Origin of the sequence: Lactobacillus sp. A27, assembly GCF_016742815.1 — a bacterium.
Lineage (GTDB): Bacteria > Bacillota > Bacilli > Lactobacillales > Lactobacillaceae > Lactobacillus > Lactobacillus gallinarum.
In genome coordinates, this window is record NZ_JAEHNT010000033.1 from 26,782 (window position 1) to 48,464 (window position 21,683).

A 21,683-nucleotide genomic window follows, 5' to 3' on the forward strand; every position below is an offset into this window, starting at 1 on the left:
ATAGTTTCATTATAACATTCATTATTATTCATCAAAATACAAATCCAACTATATTTACATCTTAATTACTAGCAAATAATTGTCCGATTATTTCCATATCTTCTGCTTGAATTTTAACATCTGCTTTAGGCCGTTCCTTCATCGCATCTGCTTCAATCAATGGAATAATTCTCTTTTGGTTAAAGTAACTAATAACCAAGTCTATGACACTAACTTTATATTTAGTTGCGATTTCTGCTAAACCATCAATATCTTCTCTAATCGAAATCTCAACTTGCATTTTATGCTCACGAGCTAGATTAATTAATACTGGATCTTCGTAGTTTAATTGCATTACTACTGGCTTAACTTTTTCTTTAAGCAATTCACCTAAACTATCAGTAGTTGCGTCGGCAACGCCTAAACACTTAACCCAGCCTTTACACTTCGCTTCTTCCAATTCATGCCAAATTTCCTGATTACGTTTTTGATCATCACTCAATTTTAATAAGCAAAGATCGGGACGGCTGCTAATTAAATTAGCCCTAACTGTAGCAAAATAATTGCGTAATTCCTCACGGGTCTTTACATCCTCTGAAATCACAGTTTCCATAAAGAGCTGTGGTAGCGTTTTTCGCATGTGCATTTTTTGATCAGCAGTCTGTTCAATCAATCGAAATCCTGCTGCAACGGCTTCATTAAGAGTTTGATCATTATCAACCTGCACACCAACTTTAGGTATTAAGCTACCATCATTTAGTACAATTGCTTCATCAAAAATTGACATCAAAATTCATCCCTATCCCAGCTCAACATAAATCTTAATTGCTTCTTTAAGGGTTTGATATACCGTAGATACGTGCAAGCTATGGGCTAAAAATTCTTCTTTTTCAGCTCTAGTCATATCTGAATCAAAGAAAACCTTAATCTTCATTTCAGTAACCACAGATTTGCCATGGTCTAATTTTTCTGTTTTAGCTTGATTTTCAATACGAAGATTTTTAATACCAAGATGATGGATTTTATTAATCATCCCTGCAGATATTTCAATGCAAGAATTAACGCTGCCGCACAAATATTCAACTGGATTAGGTCCTGCATTGTACTTGTCATCACTTACATCACAAATAAAGCTATGGTCACGAGCATCACTCTTAATCTGCCATTCTGTATCTTCAAGTTTAGATTTTACTAAATAGTCACTCATAATATTTCCCTTTCTCTGTTAATGGTGATCAATTGCTCCATTAAGTCGCTTGCGCCAAATAAAGTAAACTACTAACATCAGAGGCACCAATACCAAATCAACCCAATAAAAATATTTAACCGGCAATATGCTGTCAACTACCCCACTAATCATTGGGCCAAAGGACATTGCAACGTCCAATCCCAGGTAAAAAGTAGAACTAGCTAAACCTTGCTCCTCAATTGGGGCAAGCAATAATGCGGTAGATTGCAAAACGGAATAAATAATACCATAGCCCAGCGCCATTCCAGCGGCAGCTAAGGCCATTTGCCAGTTATTATTCATCACTGCCAATAAAAAGATATAAGCTGCAGTAGATACCAGACTAAGCCAGAACCACACACCAAAACGAACAGTATCAAAATACCGCTTTAAACCTATTCTGATTACTAATAAGACTAACGCATAAATCAAAAAGTAACTACCAACAGCGACAGTTAAATGACGCTGTTCAACATAAGTCACAATATCAGCCTGCGTAATAAAATAAGGCATCCCAAATAACGTGGTTAAAATCGCGACTGGCAAAACGTTCATCTGGATAATCTTAAAGTACTTTTTCTGCGTCTGTCCTTTTTTCTTAAGTGGCAAAGCATGATTGCCAACAAACTGAATCACCACAATCATCAAAAAGGCCGCAATCGCTGCAGCAATTAAACTTTCACGATAACCAATTTTTTGATAAATATTAATTGAAAGCGCTGGTGCTAATGCCATAGCTAGTGCATTCATTAAACCGTAAAAGCCCATCGCTTCACCTACGTGTTGACGCGGTACTAAAAATGCTATCCAGGTTGTCATGCAAACAGTACACAGAACATAGCCCGTTCCGTTGATTAGTCTAAATAATAACAACAGTCCACTTGATGGCGTAAAAATATAGCCTAACACGCCAATCAAGATCAAAACACCGCCAATTAAAGACAAACGATACTTTGAAAATTTATCAGTTAAGTTACCTGCAACAGGGCGTAAAAACATGGCCGCTATACTCATAATCCCAACAATCACGCCGGCAAAGGCACTGCTGGCTCCTAATTTTTTAGCGTACCCATTAATCAGTGGGTTAACAAACATCGTGCTAAACATAAAGAAAAAAGATGCTGCCATTACTAAGACAACATCTTTGCTATAAATAGATTTTCTCTTAGTCAAATCAGTCCCTCGATTCTATTTTTATTATACAACTATCAAGAAACTATTTGACTATTTTAAGACTAACGGTAAAAACAATGTCTTCGCCCTTGTAGCCAACTGAGATCTTGCCACGAAAAGCCTGTACTAACTCGCGTGCCATCGCGAGACCGATGCCAAAGCCGCCTTTTTTAGAATTATGCGATTCATCTTCTCGATAAAATCTTTCAAAAAAGTGAGTATAATTTTTGTTTTTGCCTTCTTTATAAGTATTGCTGATACGCAAAACAGCATTCTTGCTCAAAGGACTCTTGGATAATTCCACTCTAATTCTGCCATGTGGATCACAATATTTTCTAGCATTATCAAGCAAAATATTAATGATTTCTGCCAATGAATGCTTTTCAGCAATTACATTTAATCCTTCACGAATAGAAACCTGATATGTCAGGTCATTCTTTTTCATGATCGATTTAAAATCTTGAGTTGTTTGTTCAACAATTTTTGAGAAATTAACTTTACTTAAAGTTAATTCTCCCGTTTCACCCGCTCTAGCTAATGAAATTAATCGATTAACTAATTTAGTTAGCTTATCAACCTGTTCTTTGGTACTTTGATTCCATTCCGAGTCATTACCTAACATTTCTTCCATTTCGGTATTAGCAGAAATCACCGCTAAAGGTGTCTTCAGCTCATGCCCCGCATTAGTAATAAATTCCTGCTGCTTGTGATATGTATCAATAATCGGCTTAATTGCTCTGCGAGAAACTAAGATTAGCACTAATGCGAATACAATTAATGCGCCAATTCCTAAAACCACTGCCACTCTGAACATCAACCAAAAACGATTATAAATTAAGGTCTCATTTAAAAAGACGATTAAAGTTTGACCAGCTGAATCTTTGGTAACTCTATAAGCATACTGATTTTGTCCCGCCTTAATATTTCCTTGCTTATTATGTTCAGCCAATGTTCTGCAAGTAATATCAGCAATTTCAGTATTTTTAATCTTATAAACGTTATTGTTATTAATAACCTTAACTTGATGGCTAGCATCAACTGTTACGGCAAAATAGCGATATTGATAAACAGCTTCAGGATTATATTTTCCCGCTAAAAAATTCCGATTAATTAAGTCATCCTGATTGCCAAAAGCCGGCTGTGCATTATGCGGTGAAAGATGACCCTCATTTTTTACTAAAGCGGTCAAAACTCGATTAATTTCATTTTGATTTTGAATACGAGTAATTCCTACCAAACTACCTAGTGTAATTAACAAAACTATCAATAAAGCAGCGACAGAAGCACCAATAAATTTCCAGCGAAATTTTTGAATCATCTTATCACCTACTTAACTAAGCTATAATTACCATCTTTTATTCCGTTAATCTTCACAGAACTTTGAATTGATTGCAATTTTTGTCTTAAATAGGAGACATATATCCAAACTATGTCGCTGTTTGCATCTTCGTCATTGCGCCATACATGGCTAAGTAATTCTTCAGTCGATAATTCTTTTCCTTCATTCAAAATAAAGTAATCCATCAACTGCGTTTCTTGTCCATTTAACCGAATGGAATTATGACTCACTAATTCTTGTTCAGACACATTCAGAGTAACATCACCAACGCTTACTTCATTAGGAGTAAAGTCATCCTCTCTTCTCTCCTTTGAACGCAGTCTAGCCAGCAATTCTTTTAATGAGAATGGTTTAGTTATATAATCGTCTGCCCCACTATCAAGGCCAGTTACTCGATCATCAATTTCTGACTTTGCGGTAAGCATTAAAATATATGACTTATCACCACTTTTTCTAATTTTTTTTAAAGCGGTAATTCCATCCATTACCGGCATCATAATGTCCAAGATAATGACATCATATGAATTTTCCTTAGTGTGTTCAACGGCTTTTAAGCCATTATCGACAGGATCAACTTCATAACCTGCCTTTTGCATGGCAACAGTTAATACTCTGAGTAGTTGTGGTTCATCTTCTGCGACTAAAATCTTCATTAAATAATCAATCCCCTTCTCTAATCAATTGTCTGATGGTTTGCATACTAATGTCACAAGATGCCAATTCATCAGCAACTCTTTTCAGTTCTTTACCAATCATTTCTGGATTCTTGATTTGATGTTTATACTTCATTTCATGCTCTAAGCTTGCCCAAGTATCCATGGCAATTGTTCTTAATTGTACTTCGACAAAATAATGTCCTGGAATATTACCATCGACATCTTGCTCGGGAACCATTACATCTAAAATCATATGATAAGAACGATAACCATTAGGTTTAGCATTAGTAATATAATCTTTTTCTTTCACTACACTAACGTTGTCCCATTTTTTAATAGCTGCAATGCAAGTGTAGATATCATCGACAAAATTGCAGACGATACGTAAACCAACGCTATCTCGATTTTCCCTTAAGGCAGAATTGGGCGTAAGTGGTAATCCCTTCCGTTGGCATTTATCTTCCATGCTCTTTTCGCTTTTAACTCGACCACGCAAGTGTTCATAAAGTCTTTCGTGATACTTTTTTTCATAATTTTGATTTAAAGTAGTAAATTGCTCCGTCATTTGTTTAAGCAATTTATCTAAAACAGGGGTATATTCTCCGTAAATATTCACCATTTATCCCTTCTTCCTATATTCATCATAACAATGAAATTTGACTTTTCTTTGAAGGAACAATTATTAAGGAATTAAGATTACAAATGAAAAAGCATACATCGAATAATTATCGACATATGCTTTTTAAATTGAGAGAGTAAGAGAAAGGGTTTAGAATTTTATCTGTTCACCATTCACTAGCACTTGATAAGTTAAATCCTTCAAGTTTGCAACTAGTTCAGCTTTTCTAGTTTGTTCTTTATTCATACGGACGATTCGAATTTCATTTTCATTAGGAGTAGAAATATCAATTGAGCCATTCAAGTCAAATGCAGCTTCTGTATTTCTAAAAGTGAAGAGCTTGAGTAATGATGCAACAACCGGACGTTGAATTTCTTTTTCAATCTCTGCTTTGCTGTAATAATGACGGTTGATATTTCTACCTTCTTTAGTTTCTTCCAGCAATTTAATATCATTCTTGCCAGCTAGCATCCCTACATAATAAACTTGTGGAATGCCTGGCGCAAAGACTTGCAAGAGTCGTGCCATGAAGTACTTTTGATCATCATCACCAAGAGCTGAATAAAACGTAGTATTGATTTGATAAATGTCTAAGTTATGATATTCAGCACTAGAATACTTCTTCTTAACGTTGGCACCAACTTTATATAGCTCTTGACTGGTATAGTCGGTCTCCTCAGGAGAAAGGATATCACGCGCATCAACCACACCGATACCATCATGTGTATCCAAAGTAGTAAATTGTTTCATTGGACACTTTTTGAGCCAGGCTGCTAAACGATTAGAATTACCAGAATAAAGTGAGTAAAGAGTTACCATTGGCAAAGCAAAATCATAAATAAAGTAACCATGCTTGGCAATCTTAAATGGCATTGAATAATGCTCGTGAATTTCCGGTAAAATGGTTGCACCCTCGTCCGCAATATCATCTTGAACTTGCTTCAATAAGTCCCAGATTTCTGGTTCCACAAAGAAATCGTTGGTATCTAATTTCTTAACCGCATAAGCAAAGGCATCTAGCCGGATAATGTCTGCTCCATGCTTGATCAAGTTAGTTAAAGTATCTTTAATGAATTTTTGCGTTACCTTTTTCTGCACATCCAAATCAATCTGTTCAGGACCAAAGGTATTCCAAAGCTTTTCCTTGCTACCATCAGCAAAAGTAATTTCTTGATATGGTGCGCGATCTTTACGCTTATAGATCAAATCAATATCTGCTTGCGTTGGACGATCTTTAGGCCAAAACTTATCCCAACTTAAGAACATATCAGCATAAGGACTTTTGTCTTTGTGCTCTTGAAAATCCTGATAATATTTAGACTGTCTAGAAATATGGTTAATCATGAAGTCAAACATCAAGTAATATTTTTCGCCTAATGCTTCAACCTGAGCCCAATCACCAAACTTAGGGTCTACTGTAGTGTAATCAGTTGGCGCAAAACCGCGGTCACCAGTTGAGGGAAAGAATGGCAACAAGTGAATGCCACCAACTGCACCTTTTAAGTCATTTTCTAAAACTTCGTTTAATTCTGTTAAATTTTTACCCAAGCTATCTGGATAAGTAATTAGCATGACCTTATTTGTAATTGCCATAATTTACTCCTATTTTATTGCTTTGAAGTAGTACATATAAGCCTTAAAGTCACCATGTTCAACTGGATCATAGATACCCATATTCATCAATTCGTCGCCGCCATAAACTTGGTGCGTTCTTTGATCTTCATATTGTTTATTTGGATCAAGGCCAACTAATTTAGTCTTAGTTAAATATGGCTGAGCTGAAGCCATTACTTTGACTACGCTCAAAACCGCCTCATTTTGATCATCTGAAACAGTTTCCCAAGCACATTGATTGCTGGTTTGAGCGGATTTCAAGCGGTAGAACTTACCAAATTGAGTAACTTTTCTAATCTTCTTGTATTCTGCCACCTGCTTTGCGACAGCTTCACGATCTTCCTCATTCATCTTAGTTAAATCAAGTTCATAACCAAGATCACCCCACATGGCAACAACGCCACGGGTATTAAATGGAGTAATTCTGCCATTTTGTTCATTAGGACTAACTGAAACGTGAGAAGTCATCATTGATTGCGGGTAAACCAAACTTGTACCATATTGAATGGTTAAACGATCAATTGCATCGCTATCATCACTAGCCCAGATTTGTGGGTCATAGTAAGCCATACCGACATCAAATCTACCGCCACCGCCTGAGCAGCCTTCAATTAACAGATCTGGATGAGCATCAACTATTCTTTCAAGTAAATCATAAAGACCTAATACATAACGGTGGTAAACTTCACCTTGACGATTAGCTGGTAAATCAGCTTCATAGATATCTGATAAGTGACGATTCATGTCCCACTTAATATAGTCAATCTTGCCTGATCCCAAGATCTTTTCCATTTGGTTATAAATATTGTCGCGTACTTCCTTGCGTCCCAAGTCAAGCAAGTATTGATTTCTGGATGGACTTGGTTTTCTGCCAGGAACATGCATCAAATAATCTGGATGTTCTTTGTAAAGATCAGAATCATATGAAATCATTTCAGGTTCAAACCATAGACCAAATTTCATCCCTTGATCGTGAACATAATCTGCAAAATGTCCTAAACCATTTGGAAACTTCTTTTTATAAACTTTCCAATCACCTAATGAAGTATTATCGTCATCACGATGACCAAACCAGCCATCATCTAAAACGAACATCTCAATGCCAAGCTTCTTAGCATCATCTACAATAGTCTTTAACTTATCTTCATTAAAATCAAAGTAGGTTGCTTCCCAGTTATTAACTAAGATTGGACGTACTTCATTCTTGTATTTACTACGAATAATTCGATCATGAATCAAGCTATGGAATGCTTGACTCATCTTGTTTAAACCTTGATCTGAGTAAACCATCAAGACTTCTGGAGTTTGGAATTCATCCCCAGCAGGTAGTTGCCAGTTAAAGTTGAAATCATTAATACCAACATTAACATGAGTCTGAGCAAATTGATCTTTTTCAACTTCAAACTTATGATTACCAGAGTAAACAAAGGCAAAACCATAAGCATCCCCATTAAATTCATTGGTATCTGGATCAACTAAAGCCAAGAATGGATTCATTTGGTGACTGGAAGTACCGCGGTGACTAGAAAAGACGTGAATACCTTGGTTAATGTGTTCGCGATCCACTCTTCTTTCATGGGCGTGAGCACCCGGTAAAGTAATTGAATCAAAGTTGCGATCGACAAAATCAAGCTGCATTGAAGCAACTTTTTCAATATTGACTGTTTCATCGCCTGAATTTTTAACCTTTACTGATCTTACAATTACAGGACGATCACGGTAGATGGTGTACAATAAGTCAAAATCAAGCTTAGTCTTTTGATCCTCAAGAGTAATGATCAAAGTTTGAGCTTCATTATTATCCTTTACCCATGAATGAGGCAATCCTTTCAAGTCCGGCTTACCATCCACAATTTGGTAATCCTTGTAAGTTAAAAACAAAGCATTAGAACCATCTTTTTGGCGGACAACCGCAGCTGGCGTATGATAATCCATTTCGCCTGCTGTACTATATTCCTTAGGTAAAGAATCGCGAGAAAAAGTTCTATCTAATGAGCCAGGTAAGTTACCGGAAAAACCACGATCGACTCTTGGGTAACGCAATTCATTATGATAATTATTTACTTTTTTACCGAAGTATAAATGACAAAGCGTATCGCCATCTTCTACTGAAAGAAGATATGAAATTTGCTCATTATGAAGATGAAAGACTTTATTCTTTTCGTCGAAAGTAATTAATTCTTCTGCCATAATTTTTCTCCTATTTAGCTTCAACTTTTTCTTTAGCTGCCAAAGTCATGACTTCATCTTCTGCCTTGACCTCAGTACCTGCCTTAGCTGTTAATTTAATATTTTCAAATTCATTTGAGTTAGTAACTACTACAATTACAGTATCATCAAGTCCAGCCTTCTTAATAGTTGGATCCCAGAATTCGATTAATTCTTGGCCCGTCTTAACTTTTTGACCTTCTTCAACATATGAGACAAAGCCAGTACCCTTTAATTTAACGGTGCCAAGACCAATGTGAATTAATAATATTAATCCATTATCACCAACAAGACCAACTGCGTGTCTAGTAGTAAAGACCTGACGAACAGTTGCGTCAAATGGTGCTAATACTCGACCATCTTCTGGCTTAATTGCAAAGCCTTGGCCAACAGAGCCACTTGAGAATGTTTGATCGTTAACTTCTGATAAATTCATTAACTTACCAGCAATTGGAGTAGCTAATTCAATTTGACCAGTAGCTGACTTAGCAGCATCTTGATCGCCAGCATACTTCTTACCCCAAGTTTTTTCAAGTTCAGCAACAATTTCTGCGTGCTTTTGTTCACTTAAGATGACCTTAGTAGCAAAGATAATAATCGCAATAACAAGCATTACGGCTGGTACAGCAAACATCATCAACTTAAAGTTCATCTTACCAGCAGCGGTAATTGATGCGGCTGTTGCACCTGTAGTCATACCTGCCATGATGGCAATTTGACCAACAACACCGTTAGAAACGGCACCACCGAATTTATCGATCAATGGACGAACTGACAAAGCAAGTGATTCGTCACGGTGACCAAGTTTTAATTGACCATATTCAACAGAGTCGGTAATAATCATTAAAACGATCAAGAAGACCATTTGTTGTGGGAAACCGAATAATGATGCAGCAAGTAAAACTAATGGAAGATTGCTACCTGCAAAAGCAAAGATTCCCATTGCACAAAGCATTACAACTAAGCAACTTGTGAAAAGTGCTTTACGACTCATTCTCTTAGACAAGATCGGGAACAATGATGTTGCAATAATACCTAATAAAATGTTAATGGTTGAAAAGATTGAGAATGCCTTTGGCATACCCATAATGTAAGTGAAGTAGTAGACTTCAAGAGAGTTGGTAATGTTAATACCAATACCGTAGAATAAGTAAGCTAAAGCTACCCACATTAATTGGTCGTTACCAGATAATGCTTTAAAGATACCAACGATACCTTTAGTATCCTTTTTATTCTTACGAATATCACTGTTTACTTCACGAGTGAATAAACCGACACACCAAGCAGAAACAAATGCGATACCACAAATGATTGCTGCAAAAATAAACCAACCTCTGTCATCACCAGTTGAAGTAGCTTTGGCTGAGAAGAAGATTACAGCTGGCATAACTAGGATACCAACTAAACCACCACCGACAGTTGAACCAACACGAGCATAAGTAGCTGTCTTTTCACGTTCACGTGAATCAGTAGTTAATGATGGAAGCATTGACCAAAAGCCGACATCCTTAAATGAATAGAAGATATCCATGGTGATATACAAAACACCAAAGACAATCATGTATAAGATAGCATTCTTTTGATACAAACCACCTAGGTTAGTAAATAACATTAAAAGAATGACTGCAGAGATTGAACCACCAACTACAACCCATGGACGGAAGTGACCCCAACGAGTTTTAGTACGGTCAATCGCATTACCGATAAATGGGTCAATGAATAATTCTACAATTCTTAAACCCATGATAATCAATGTCACGATACTGATCATTTTGGCATCTTCTGCCGCATTACCAGTATTAAACAAGTGTGACGTAATAAACATAATTAAATATCCTGATAACAATCCATAGAATGAATCATTACCAAAGGCACCAAAACTATAAGCTAGTCGTGCGCCTATTGACATTTTTCCTTGATCTTTTTTCATCAGATCTTTCCCCCTCTATAGCGCTCATGTATTCGCTTTCATTACAGTTATTATTATCTGTCAGAGGAGAATTTTTAACCATAGCACTGTCATCACGATTTATGTCATTATTTTTAATGAACATAAAAACATGTTTAATTCACTAATCAGTGATATCATTGTATTATGTAGCAAATCTAAAGACATAAAGACATGTATAAATAGTAAAATTGAGGCATTTTTATGGATGGATCATACAGAGCATTAAGCAATAAAAGCTTAGAAAGCAATATTTTATTCTGGGGACAAGAAAATTGTGCACCTAATTACACTTTTAAAGGTAATAATGTGCGTGACAACTATGTTATTCACTACATTCAACGAGGCAAAGGAACTTTTGCTTCGGCAAATCATTCCATGGTTACCTTGCAAGCTGGGGATGTGTTTATTCTTCCTAAAGGCGTACCCTGCTTTTATCAAGCAGATAGTAAAGAGCCTTGGAGTTATTTTTGGTTAGGATTATCCGGTATTAAAATTAGAGCGATGCTTTCAGGCTCAATTTTATCTACGCAAAATTATTTAAGGCAGGTTCAGGACAGCAAATTTTGTCAGAGCCTGCAGAATTTATTTGAGGCCGCACATTCACCTAGCTCTCTTACTAATGACATACTGATCGAAGCTTTGCTTTATTACACTTTTTACAATTTGAATATTGAATATCCTACCAAGAGAAGAAAGAATTCAGCCACTAAGGACGAGCAATTGCGTGCTGCTATTACTTATTTAAGACAAAACTTCGAAGATTCATCTCTGTCAATCATTGATCTTTGCAACAAGATGGATCTTTCTCGCAGTTATCTTTATACTCTTTTTAAAAACAATCTAGGGCTTTCTCCACAACAATTTTTGATCAATTTACGGATGGAACAAGCTAAAGAATATCTAGCTAATACTGATAATACGATTCAGGAGATTTCAAGAATTATTGGTTATAATGATGAATTTACCTTTTCAAAGGCATTCAAGAAGTATTCTGGCTTCAGTCCAAAAATCTATCGCCAAAGTTTGACGAAATAAAAAGATTGGAAATCATTTGGTTTCCAATCTTTTTTACTTATTGATTCTCCATTATTTATCTTTCTCAGCTTCAGCAGGCGTGTTAACTGGCGTTAATTTTGGACCAGCAACATATTCAAAGTCTTCAACTTTCAAATAGAAGTCGTTAATTCTAGGGTCCGATCCAATGCCTTTCCTCTCTTTATTAACAAAGAATTGCATGTAGTCATTATTCTTTATCCGATAGAACAACTCTACTTTCTTGCTGCTTGGAACGTAAATATATTTTAGTTCTTTAACAACCGTTGGGTAATATCCAGCTTGATTGTAGTTGGTAGTCTTTAAGAACTTATCGTCATACTCTTGTTCACCATGACTATTGTAAATCGCAGCCTTGGTAATTCCCGGTTTTGCCTGAACAGTTGTATTCTTTTGGTTAAAAACATTAACCGGCTCAATATGACGTTTGACATCAACTTCGGAGACACGTCCCCAAACCCAATCATCTTTAGTTCCTTTAACATGGTAGAAAACTGAATCTCCAACTCCTGTTTTGAACCAGAAGTCATCAGGATAGCCGCGGAAAGTTGAAATATACTTATCAACTACTAGTTTCTTACCTTTTTTATAGTAACGTCCACTTTCACGATTAGAATTTCTATTGACGATTTGCTGACTGCTCTTCAAAACAACGGTAGTCTCTTTCTCATCGACGTAAATCGGCTTACCATCAAGATAGCGCACATTATTTGCCTTGATATAGCGATTCTTGCCAATGCGGTAGTATTGTTTATCATGAATTGTCTTATACTTTAACCAAAAACGATGCCGCTTTTGCCAAGAAACAAATTTAATACCGGAGGAAGACAAGTACTCAGAATAAAACTTTTTAGGAGAATTAATTTCTTCAAATTTACCAGGTACTTCTAGAGTAGTATTCTTTTTTATTGTTTTTGCCTTTTTACGTTGGCCTTTATAATTGTACACATATGAATTATGATCGATAGTCAAATTGGCTGGACCATTTGGCAAGCCAACATTTTTAGCATTAATATAATAACCATTACCAATGCTGTAATACATCTTAATATCGCCGTTACTAGTCTGAGACGAAGTACCAATATATGTTTTCAACGGGACAGGCTTACCATAATATTTAAGAACCGTTCCCTTCGGAATCAAAGTGACCTGGCCATTTTGTTTTAAAGCCACTTTCTCTCCATTTGCATCCCGCAACTCATCTAGATGAACCTGTTTACCATCTTTGCGATAAGCATAAGAAGCAATTTCCAGAGTAAACGTATTATTTTGCGTTTCTTGTGCTGCTTGAACAACTGGAGTCTGCTTTACTAAAAACGGAGTACTGACTCCCAAGAGTGCAGATATAATAATCACTTTTCCTAAACGCATATAGTTACCTCGTTTCATAAACTATAGCTGAATTGTACTATCTTAAGAAAATTATTACTTGTATTAAACATTGAGACAAGCAAAAAAGGATTGGAAACCACAATTTCCAATCCTATATTTTTACTCAAATTTCCAACTTACATTGCGCTTAAATTCTTCACCTGGTAACAAAGTAATGCGCCCCAAATCATTGCCTTCAGCCGGTGGAATTTGTGCTTCACAAGTAATTCCCGCATATTGGCCGAAATCAGCAGTGTACTTACCAGTATGATCAAAACCATTACCAGTATAAATAATCAATGATGGCGCATCAGTATTCACGGTCACCTTACGTTCATTTGAACTTAAAACAGCGCCAGGCCGATTGCCATTTAAAATAAATGGATGATCCATGCCTCCTCTGTCTTTGATTTGAGGATCGTCAGCTTCCAAAGCATCCCCTACACGCTTAGTCTTTCTAAAATCAAAAGCAGTGCCAGCAACTTCTTCCATTCCACGATCAGGCATTCCAGAGTGATCAACTGGCAAATAATAATCAGCATTCATTTTTAGCTTAAGATCTTTGATATTATCTTTTTCACCTAAGGTAAAGTAAACATGATTTACCGGATTAAAAATAGTTAATTGGTCACTCACCGCATTAATTGAATAATGCAAAGTATCATCATTGTCCAATTCATATTTGACATGAATCTTTAAATTGCCTGGATAATCATTATGACCATCTGGATCAAATAACGTTAAATCTACTCGTGCACTGTTTTCATCACAAGAAGGTTCAAAATCCCATACTTCAGTATCTGTACCAATTCCGCCATGAATGTGATTCTCACCTTCGTTGATTGGCAATTGATGAATTTCAAGACCATGTCTCCATTGACCTTTTCTGACTCTACCGGCAATTCGGCCAACTGTACCACCTAAATAATTTCTTTCTTGAGAATAATCAGCTGGTGAATTTAATGACAAAATCATATTCTTGTCGTTAAGCAAAACTTTTTCTAGCGTTGCACCATAGTTAAGTACCTTAACAACCATGCCGTTGTCATTTTTTAAACTAATTTCACAAAGATCTTTGCCATCTTTTCGACCATATTTATTAAAACTTGTTTTCATGTTCTCGCCTTTTCTTTTTTGTATTCGCTTTCATTAATATTATAAAGTATTTCTTATCAATAACATATGCGTTACCGGTAACAAAAAGCGAGACCCTCAAGATCTCGCTTCAATTACTTTACTTAATCTTTTTGGTTAAAGCTGTAATAAATTTATCCCAGCCTTCATCACCGTCTGCATCATTCTTAAACACGCCAGCATCTTGAAGAACTTGTTCAAATACTTCGACAAGTGATTGCTGCATTACTTGATCAACATTGTCCCAGCTAATTTCGTTTTCAGCCTTAACTTGATCAGCCCATTCTTTATGACTAGCAGCCATATTGTTATCTTCACCCAGCCAGTATTTCTTTACTTCTTCAAGTTCACTCTTAAGACGTCCTGGCAAAATAGCACGACCCATTACTTCAATTAAGCCGATGTTTTCCTTCTTAATGTGCCATAACTTTTCGTGTGGGTGGAAAATGCCCAAAGGATATTGATCACTAGTATTGTTATCACGCAAAACTAGATCGAGCACGAAGTTCTTGCCTTCACGGTGCATGATTGGCGTTACCGTGTGGTGACGAGTCTTACCATCGTAAGCTTTAATGCTGCGTGCAGTGTCTGAATAGTTATCCCAGAATTTGATAATCTTTGCACCAAGGTCAATTAAGTCAAGTGAATTTTCACTAGTTAAACGCAAGTCGCTCATTGGCCAGTCAACGATCCCAGCCATTACAGTTGGGTATGAATCAAAGACAATGGTCTTCTTGATACCTGCCTTCATCATTGGGAAGGTATGACGACCACCTTGGTAGTGCTCATGTGCTAACATTGAACCACCAACAATTGGCAAGTCGGCGTTAGAACCAACGAAATAGTGTGGGAAGATCTTTTCAATTTCAACCAAGTTAATTAATGTTTGTTCATTAATTACCATTGGAATATGCTTTTGATCTAAGAAAATACAGTGTTCATTAAAGTAAGCATATGGTGAATATTGGAAGCCCCATGGACGACCTGCGATATTCATACGAATGATTCTTAAATTAGAACGGGCATTTTTACCATAGCCACCTAAATAACCTTCATTTTCAAGGCAAAGTGCACATTGAGGATACTTCTTGCCTGTTGCATGTGCCGCTGCAGCAATAGCCTTAGGATCTTTTTCAGGTTTAGATAAATTAATCGTAATTTCTAAGCCATGACCTTTTGAGCTAGTGCCGGAGAAGACAACATTTTTGGCAATAGCCTCTTTTTTAACATAATTATTGTCTTCACATAATTTATAAAACCAATCTGTAGCCTTCTCTGAAGACTTTTGCATTTTTTGCCAGAAAATACTATTAGTCTTAGATGGTGTTGGTATAGCTAAATCATAAAGTTGATCATTTAATACTTCACGTGAGGTGATATCGTCAGGAATTTTTTCATTTTTAACGGCCAAGTCAACTAATTGCTTGGCAGCTGGCTTATCGTTTTCTTCTTCATCATGATCACCAACTAATCCTCTAATTTTGTTAATAACATATACTCGATCTAATGGCTCGTAAGCACCACTATTAATAACTTCACCCGCAAATTTTTCAATAACCTTCATAACTTTCCCTTCTCACACTAATTAAATTCTCTTAGTACCATCAACGATTTCTGCATCATAGAAGCTAGCATCATAACCGATTGTATCGCGGTAAATCTTACCAACATTCTTCTTAAAGTTCTCAGCCTCTGACTTCTTAACAATAGCAATTGCACTACCGCCAAAGCCACCGCCGATCATTCTGGCACCGAGCACTCCAGGTTGTTTCCATGAAGCTTCTGCCAAAGTATCGAGCTCTTTACCAGTTACTTCATAATCATAGTGAAGAGATTCGTGAGAAGCATTAATTAAACGACCAAGTTTTTCAAGATCGCCGTCTTTCATTGCTTGAGTTGCACGTAAAGTTCTTTGATTTTCACTAACTGCATGACGCGCACGTTTAATTTCTGTTTCATCATTGATGAGGTAAGAATATTCATCAAAAGCATCGTTATCAAGTTCACCTAATGCCTTAATATCAAGCTTTTGTTGCAACTTTTTAAGAGCACGACCACATTCAGCAACCCTATCATTATAAGCAGAATCAGCTAAAGTATGTGGTTTGTTAGTTGCCATGATAATAATTTCGTAATCGCCTAATGCAAGTGGCATGTATTCATACTTTAAGGTGTTGCAGTCTAAGAAAATTGCACTATCTTTTTTACCCATAATGCAGGCAAATTGATCCATAATTCCTGAATTTAAGCCGACAAATTCATTTTCAGTTCTTTGACCCATCTTGGCTAGGCTAACGCGATCAACGTCTAAGTTAAATTCATCTTTCAAGATGATTCCCATTAACATTTCAATTGCGGCACTTGATGAAAGTCCTGAACCTGATGGCAAGTTAGCCTTAATGTATAAGTTAAAGCCATGATCAATATTATTGTATTTTTCACGCAAATAAGTGATCATACCTTTAAGGTAGTTAGCCCAGAAACGATCATCCTTTTCAACAGTTGTATCATCGATCTCAAATCCTACAATATCGCCGTCAACGTTACCTGAATATAGGCGAACTTTCTTATCCTCTCTTGGGCCATAGACACCATAAACACCTAAGCTGATTGCGGCTGGAAAAACATGACCGCCGTTGTAGTCGGTGTGTTCACCAATTACGTTGATTCTGCCAGGTGAGAAAAAGACGTCTTGACCCTTTTCACCAAAAGTTTTTTCGTATTCTGTAAGTAATTCTTCTTTATTCATTTTTATTTACCTCAAATTTGTACTGTAATCGTTTTCAGCTACTAGTATATCTCTTTCGCTTCTTTTAGTAAATAGTTTACTATAATAAATAAAATATTTAATTAAGTGAACTAAAAAAGCCAGACGTTTGTCTGCGAAAAAATAGCCTTAGCTCACACTAAGACCATTTTGCTTATTAAAATTTTCTTTCACCATGTTGGTAAACTTGTTTATCAGCTTGTTCAACTGCAGATACGTCTTTTAACGGATTATCTTTCAGCACTAAGAAATCTGCATATTTTCCTACTTCTAAAGAACCGTAATCTTGATCAATCTTAAGTAATTCCGCAGATCCTAAATCAGCTGATGTTTTTTTCTTATATTTAGAGGGTATTTATACTATCGTACTGGCTACTAGATTACCCACTATTTGTACTAGTATTTAAAGCAGGCGTCATTTTCACTATTGTTTTAATGATCTTAGAACTATTTATAAAAAATATATAAGCAACACAAAAAGGAAGTTAGACATTTCGCCTAGCTTCCTTATTTATTGATCTAAATTCGAGGGAAAGAAATAGGATTTGTTACTTGGTTAAGACTTGGACATCCCATCCTTTCATTGAACTCTTAGCTTTTTCACCAGTTAAGATGTCTTCATAATCCGCAAATTTATTTGGCAATTCTCTTTCTTCATTGCTCATGTTAAGCACGAAGTAAAGTTTCTTGCCATCTGCTGTGACACGCTTAGTTACTTCAAGCTTATGGCTGTCGCAAACTAATGATTCAACTCCAGTTTCAAGCACAATGTGGTTGAATAATTGTGTCAAACCTTGGTGACCTAACTTGGTTCCCACGTACCAAGCCTTGCCTTTGCCATAATCATTTTCAGTAATCGCAGCAGTGCCAGCGTAAAACTCATCAGCGTAGCTTGCCAAAACTTTGGCCTTATTTGGATGAATCAAATCACACATTAAGCTGGTTTCGTATTCCTTGTCATCCATCTTAACTCTAACTTTTTGACCTGGAACCATTGCGTCGCTTTCTTCAACCCAGATGCCGGTGACATCTTTCAATGGACCAGGATAGCCGCCAAGGTAAACATTGTCAGTTGAATCAACCATACCTGACATGTAGGTAGTAACGAAGTGGCCGCCCTTTTCAACATAGCTGTTGATCTTTTCAGCTAAACCTGCTTTAACCATGTAAAGCACTGGTGCAACAACCAAGTCATAGTTACTAAAGTCATCATCAACACCAATAATATCGGTTGGAATGTTGCGTTCATAGAATTGACGGTAGTAGTCCAAAATTGAGTCAACATAATTCAAATCTTGAGTAATGCCATCAACATATTCGTACGACCAGAAGTTGCTCCAATCAAAGACAATTGCGACTTTAGCTTTAGTCTTTGAACCTAAGATTGTTGGACCAGCCTCCTTTAATTTTTGACCCAAATCAGCCAATTCACGGAAGGCTCTAGTATCGGTTCTTTGTGAATGAGCAATAATTGCACTGTGGAATTTTTCGGAACCACCCACTGCTTGCTTTAATTGGAAGAACTGAACAGTGTCAGCACCGTGAGCAACAGCTTGCAATTCAGTTGCGGCCATTTGACCTGGACGCTTTAGTGGACTGTAAGATTGCCAGTTAACTTGTGAAGGTGCAGATTCCATTAACATAAATGGTTGATGCTTAAGGCTTCTCATTAAGTCATACAAGAATGCTGGCTTATAAGCAGGTGCGTCGTAAGTTGGATAACTATCATAGGAAATAATATCTTGATCCTTGGCCCACTTTTGATAGTCAATCATCTTGTTTGGCAAACTGTGGAAGTTAGTAGTTACAGGCGTTTCAGGATCGTACTTCTTGATGACTGCCTTTTCCATCTTGAAGAGGTTTTGCAAACTTTCGGATTGAAAGCGTAAGTAGTCGATTGAAAGGCCAGCAACAATGGTTTCGCTACTTTCTGGCCCCCATGCATCCCCCAACTCGTTTGGAACAACAATTTCATCCCAGTCATAAATCGTGTGACTCCAAACATTCATGTTCCAAGCCTTGTTGAGCGCACCCAAGGTCTTATATTTGTTTCTCAACCAGTCACGGAAGGCGTTTTGACAATTTCCACAGTAACAGTTGCCACCGTATTCATTGTTCACGTGCCAAACTACGATATGCGGATTGTCAGCGTAGTGCTGGGCCAATTTTTTAACTAACTCACTATCGAGTCTTTGATAATTCTTGCTGTTCGGACAGAAATTGTGCCGCTGACCAAAGACGTGACGTCTGCCTTGGTAATCAACTCTTGCGATATCCGGATACTTTTTAAACATCCAGGCTGGCATTGCGGCTGTTGCCGTACCCATCACAATATCAAAGTTTGCATCAAATAATTCTTGAACGATCTTGTCTAATTTAGAAAAGTCATAGACTCCTTCTCTAGGTTCCAGAACTGCCCAAGAGAAAATATTAATTGTAGCTGAATTTAAATCTGCCTTTTTAAAGACCTTAATGTCTTCAGGCCATGTTTCTTCTGTCCATTGATCGGGATTGTAGTCCCCACCATAAAGAAAACGTGATAATGTTTTTGTCATTTTTAAACCTCTACTTAAACTGGACTTCTACTACTTCATCACCGTGTTTTACAGTAGAACCTGCTTTAATTGGACTAGCTTTTTTAATTCTACCTGGTTGAGTGTAGAAGGTAACGATCGTATCCTTGTAGCCATTCTTAAGAGCCAAATCACGATCAAATTCTAGTAATAAGTTGCCCTTCTTGACTTCTTGTCCATCATCATAATACGTTTCAAAGCCTTCACCACGCAAGTTTACTGTTCCAAGACCAACGTGGACGACTACTTGCAAGCCATTATCTGAGATAATCTCAAAGGCGTGTTTTGTACCAAAGGTAAATCTAATCTTACCATCGAATGGTGCATAGATCTTGCCGGCACTTGGTTTGATTGCGAATCCCTTTCCTGGGAATGGCTTATTATCTTCGTCAACGACGGAGGACATTTGCATCAATTCACCATCGGCTGGTGCGTAAATCTTTTGCTGTCTAGGTCTTGCTTTAGTTGAATCGTCTTTTTCGATTTCACCTTCAGCAAGCTTAGTCTTCAATTCTTCAACAACTTCGGCGTGTTTCTTTTCGGTCAAAGTTACTTTGCTTAAGAACACGATGATTGAAATCACAGCTAAGATTAAAGGAATATATAAGGCCATTGTATTAAAAGTGCTGATATCGTGTGCTGTCATGTCGGCAGCAGTTGCGGCACCTGTCATACCAGCTGCAATAGCTACATATCCAACCAAAGCATTAGAAACAGCACCAGTGAATTTATCGATCATTGGACGAACTGCCAAAACGACGGCCTCGTTTCTTTGACCACTCTTAAGCTGACCATATTCAATCGCATCAGTTAAGGTCAAAACAGTTACTAATTGAGCAAAGTTGATGTTGAATAAAACCAACCCTAAGTCCATTAACACAACATTATCACGGCAGAAAATGAATAAAAGATAAGCACAGATCATGCAAGTTTGACCTGCAACAAACAACCATTTTCTTGGAATGTACTTATTTAAAACTGGGAATAATGGACTGACACAGAACCCTACAATCGTTGCAGCAAGCCCTACAACCCAGAATTCGCCTGGTTTACCAATGACAAACTTGTACAGGTAGAACAAAACCCCGTTAGTAATAGTGTTAGCAAGTGAAAAGACTAAGTAGGCTAAACTCGGCCAAAGAATTTGATCGTTATGGAAAATAGCACTGAAGACTTGAGGCAAAGTAGTTTTCTGCTTGGCTGAATTTCTAATTAAATTGTGCTTTTCTTTAGTACCTAAGCAAACAATAATGGCACAAACAATTGCTAAAGCTGAAATTACGGCCGCAAAGGCAAGCCAACCTGGTGCGCCTTCTTCATGTTTACCAGTAACTGCATAAGTTACCCCAGTTACTAATGGAACAACGATAATTGCTAAACCGTTCCAACCAATAGCACCTGAAAAGGCACCCAATGAAGTATAAATACCACGCTCATGTGAATCTTCACTTAAAGCCGGAACCATACCCCAATATGAAACATCGGATAATGAATAGAAGATATCAAAACCGATGTAGATAATTACGAATAAGATAGCGAAAAGAATCCAATTGCTTTGCGCTAAGCCAAAGATTCCAGTAAATAAAATTAATAATAATACTGCACTAACTACAGTACCCAAGAAAATCCATGGCTTAAACTTTCCCCATCTTGTTTTGGTATTATCAACTATGTTGCCCAAGATTGGGTCAATAACCAACTCGACAATTCTAATCACTACCATTAAGCCAGTGATTAAACCAATCAATTTATCAGCTACTGATTGCTCTAGCCCACTGAACATTCCGCTGGTAATAAAAATAATAAAGTATGTACTCATTACACCATAAAAAGCTGCGTGTCCTAAGTTACCCAGACAGAATGATGCATAGGAAATTATTTGTTTCCCTGAATTTTTATGACCGTTTGTCATAATGCTTCCTCCTAAATTGTTATCATCTGTAATCGTTTACATATCTGAGTATACGCTTAGTATCAGTTTTGGTAAATTATTTATTTAATATAACTAAATTATTTAC

The 21,683-nt window shown here is 36.9% G+C and carries 16 protein-coding genes and 1 pseudogene; 1 reads left to right on the top strand and 16 read right to left on the bottom strand.

From position 1 onward, the window contains the following. Window positions 1–61 precede the first annotated feature (61 nt). The 9 genes from JEM49_RS05255 to JEM49_RS05295 form a co-directional block, all read right to left on the bottom strand. A complete protein-coding gene (locus JEM49_RS05255; protein WP_201873980.1) occupies window positions 62–766 on the bottom strand; it encodes an aldo/keto reductase in 705 nt (234 codons plus the stop codon). A 12-nt stretch (window positions 767–778) separates the two neighbouring features. Then, window positions 779–1,186 (bottom strand): OsmC family protein, encoded by a 408-nt coding sequence (locus JEM49_RS05260; RefSeq protein ID WP_025005375.1) that lies wholly within the window; start codon window positions 1,184–1,186, stop codon window positions 779–781. An 18-nt stretch (window positions 1,187–1,204) separates the two neighbouring features. Next, window positions 1,205–2,380: an MFS transporter gene (locus JEM49_RS05265; protein ID WP_201873985.1), complete on the bottom strand. Its 1,176-nt coding sequence runs from the start codon at window positions 2,378–2,380 to the stop codon at window positions 1,205–1,207. A 43-nt stretch (window positions 2,381–2,423) separates the two neighbouring features. Then, complete coding sequence (locus JEM49_RS05270) at window positions 2,424–3,698, bottom strand: sensor histidine kinase (protein ID WP_201873987.1); 1,275 nt, start codon at window positions 3,696–3,698, stop codon at window positions 2,424–2,426. 8 nt (window positions 3,699–3,706) lie between these two features. Further along, on the bottom strand, window positions 3,707–4,372 hold the full coding sequence (locus JEM49_RS05275; protein WP_087236317.1) for a response regulator transcription factor: 666 nt from the start codon (window positions 4,370–4,372) through the stop codon (window positions 3,707–3,709). A 7-nt stretch (window positions 4,373–4,379) separates the two neighbouring features. Further along, window positions 4,380–4,991, bottom strand: coding sequence for a GTP pyrophosphokinase (locus JEM49_RS05280; RefSeq protein ID WP_201874035.1), 612 nt, complete (start codon window positions 4,989–4,991; stop codon window positions 4,380–4,382). 153 nt (window positions 4,992–5,144) lie between these two features. Further along, window positions 5,145–6,587, bottom strand: a complete 1,443-nt coding sequence (gtfA, locus tag JEM49_RS05285) for a sucrose phosphorylase (protein WP_201873991.1) — start codon at window positions 6,585–6,587, stop codon at window positions 5,145–5,147. 9 nt (window positions 6,588–6,596) lie between these two features. Next, a complete protein-coding gene (locus tag JEM49_RS05290) occupies window positions 6,597–8,798 on the bottom strand; it encodes an alpha-galactosidase (protein WP_025005369.1) in 2,202 nt (733 codons plus the stop codon). A gap of 10 nt (window positions 8,799–8,808) precedes the next feature. Next, window positions 8,809–10,746 carry a PTS sugar transporter subunit IIA gene (locus tag JEM49_RS05295; RefSeq protein ID WP_201873992.1) on the bottom strand — a complete coding sequence of 646 codons (1,938 nt, stop codon included), beginning with the start codon at window positions 10,744–10,746 and terminating at the stop codon, window positions 8,809–8,811. 222 nt (window positions 10,747–10,968) lie between these two features. Here JEM49_RS05295 and JEM49_RS05300 point away from each other — a divergent pair, with 222 nt between their 5' ends. After that, window positions 10,969–11,802: an AraC family transcriptional regulator gene (locus tag JEM49_RS05300; protein WP_098043805.1), complete on the top strand. Its 834-nt coding sequence runs from the start codon at window positions 10,969–10,971 to the stop codon at window positions 11,800–11,802. A gap of 51 nt (window positions 11,803–11,853) precedes the next feature. Here JEM49_RS05300 and JEM49_RS05305 read toward each other — a convergent pair whose 3' ends face one another. The 7 genes and pseudogenes from JEM49_RS05305 to JEM49_RS05335 form a co-directional block, all read right to left on the bottom strand. Further along, window positions 11,854–13,191: an SLAP domain-containing protein gene (locus JEM49_RS05305; protein WP_201873993.1), complete on the bottom strand. Its 1,338-nt coding sequence runs from the start codon at window positions 13,189–13,191 to the stop codon at window positions 11,854–11,856. A 120-nt stretch (window positions 13,192–13,311) separates the two neighbouring features. Further along, the gene (locus JEM49_RS05310) at window positions 13,312–14,307 is read right to left on the bottom strand and encodes an aldose epimerase family protein (protein ID WP_201873994.1); all 996 of its coding nucleotides are present in this window, start codon (window positions 14,305–14,307) and stop codon (window positions 13,312–13,314) included. Window positions 14,308–14,425: 118 nt separating this feature from the next. Next, a complete protein-coding gene (locus tag JEM49_RS05315; protein ID WP_098043808.1) occupies window positions 14,426–15,889 on the bottom strand; it encodes a UDP-glucose--hexose-1-phosphate uridylyltransferase in 1,464 nt (487 codons plus the stop codon). Between the two features lie 21 nt (window positions 15,890–15,910). Continuing rightward, window positions 15,911–17,074, bottom strand: coding sequence for a galactokinase (locus JEM49_RS05320; RefSeq protein WP_098043809.1), 1,164 nt, complete (start codon window positions 17,072–17,074; stop codon window positions 15,911–15,913). A gap of 175 nt (window positions 17,075–17,249) precedes the next feature. Beyond that, window positions 17,250–17,417, bottom strand: a pseudogene (locus JEM49_RS05325) (amidohydrolase family protein); the annotation flags it as partial. A 223-nt stretch (window positions 17,418–17,640) separates the two neighbouring features. Next, window positions 17,641–19,647: a beta-galactosidase gene (locus JEM49_RS05330; protein ID WP_201874002.1), complete on the bottom strand. Its 2,007-nt coding sequence runs from the start codon at window positions 19,645–19,647 to the stop codon at window positions 17,641–17,643. Window positions 19,648–19,657: 10 nt separating this feature from the next. Further along, window positions 19,658–21,577: a PTS sugar transporter subunit IIA gene (locus JEM49_RS05335; protein WP_201874004.1), complete on the bottom strand. Its 1,920-nt coding sequence runs from the start codon at window positions 21,575–21,577 to the stop codon at window positions 19,658–19,660. Between the last annotated feature and the right edge of the window lie 106 nt (window positions 21,578–21,683).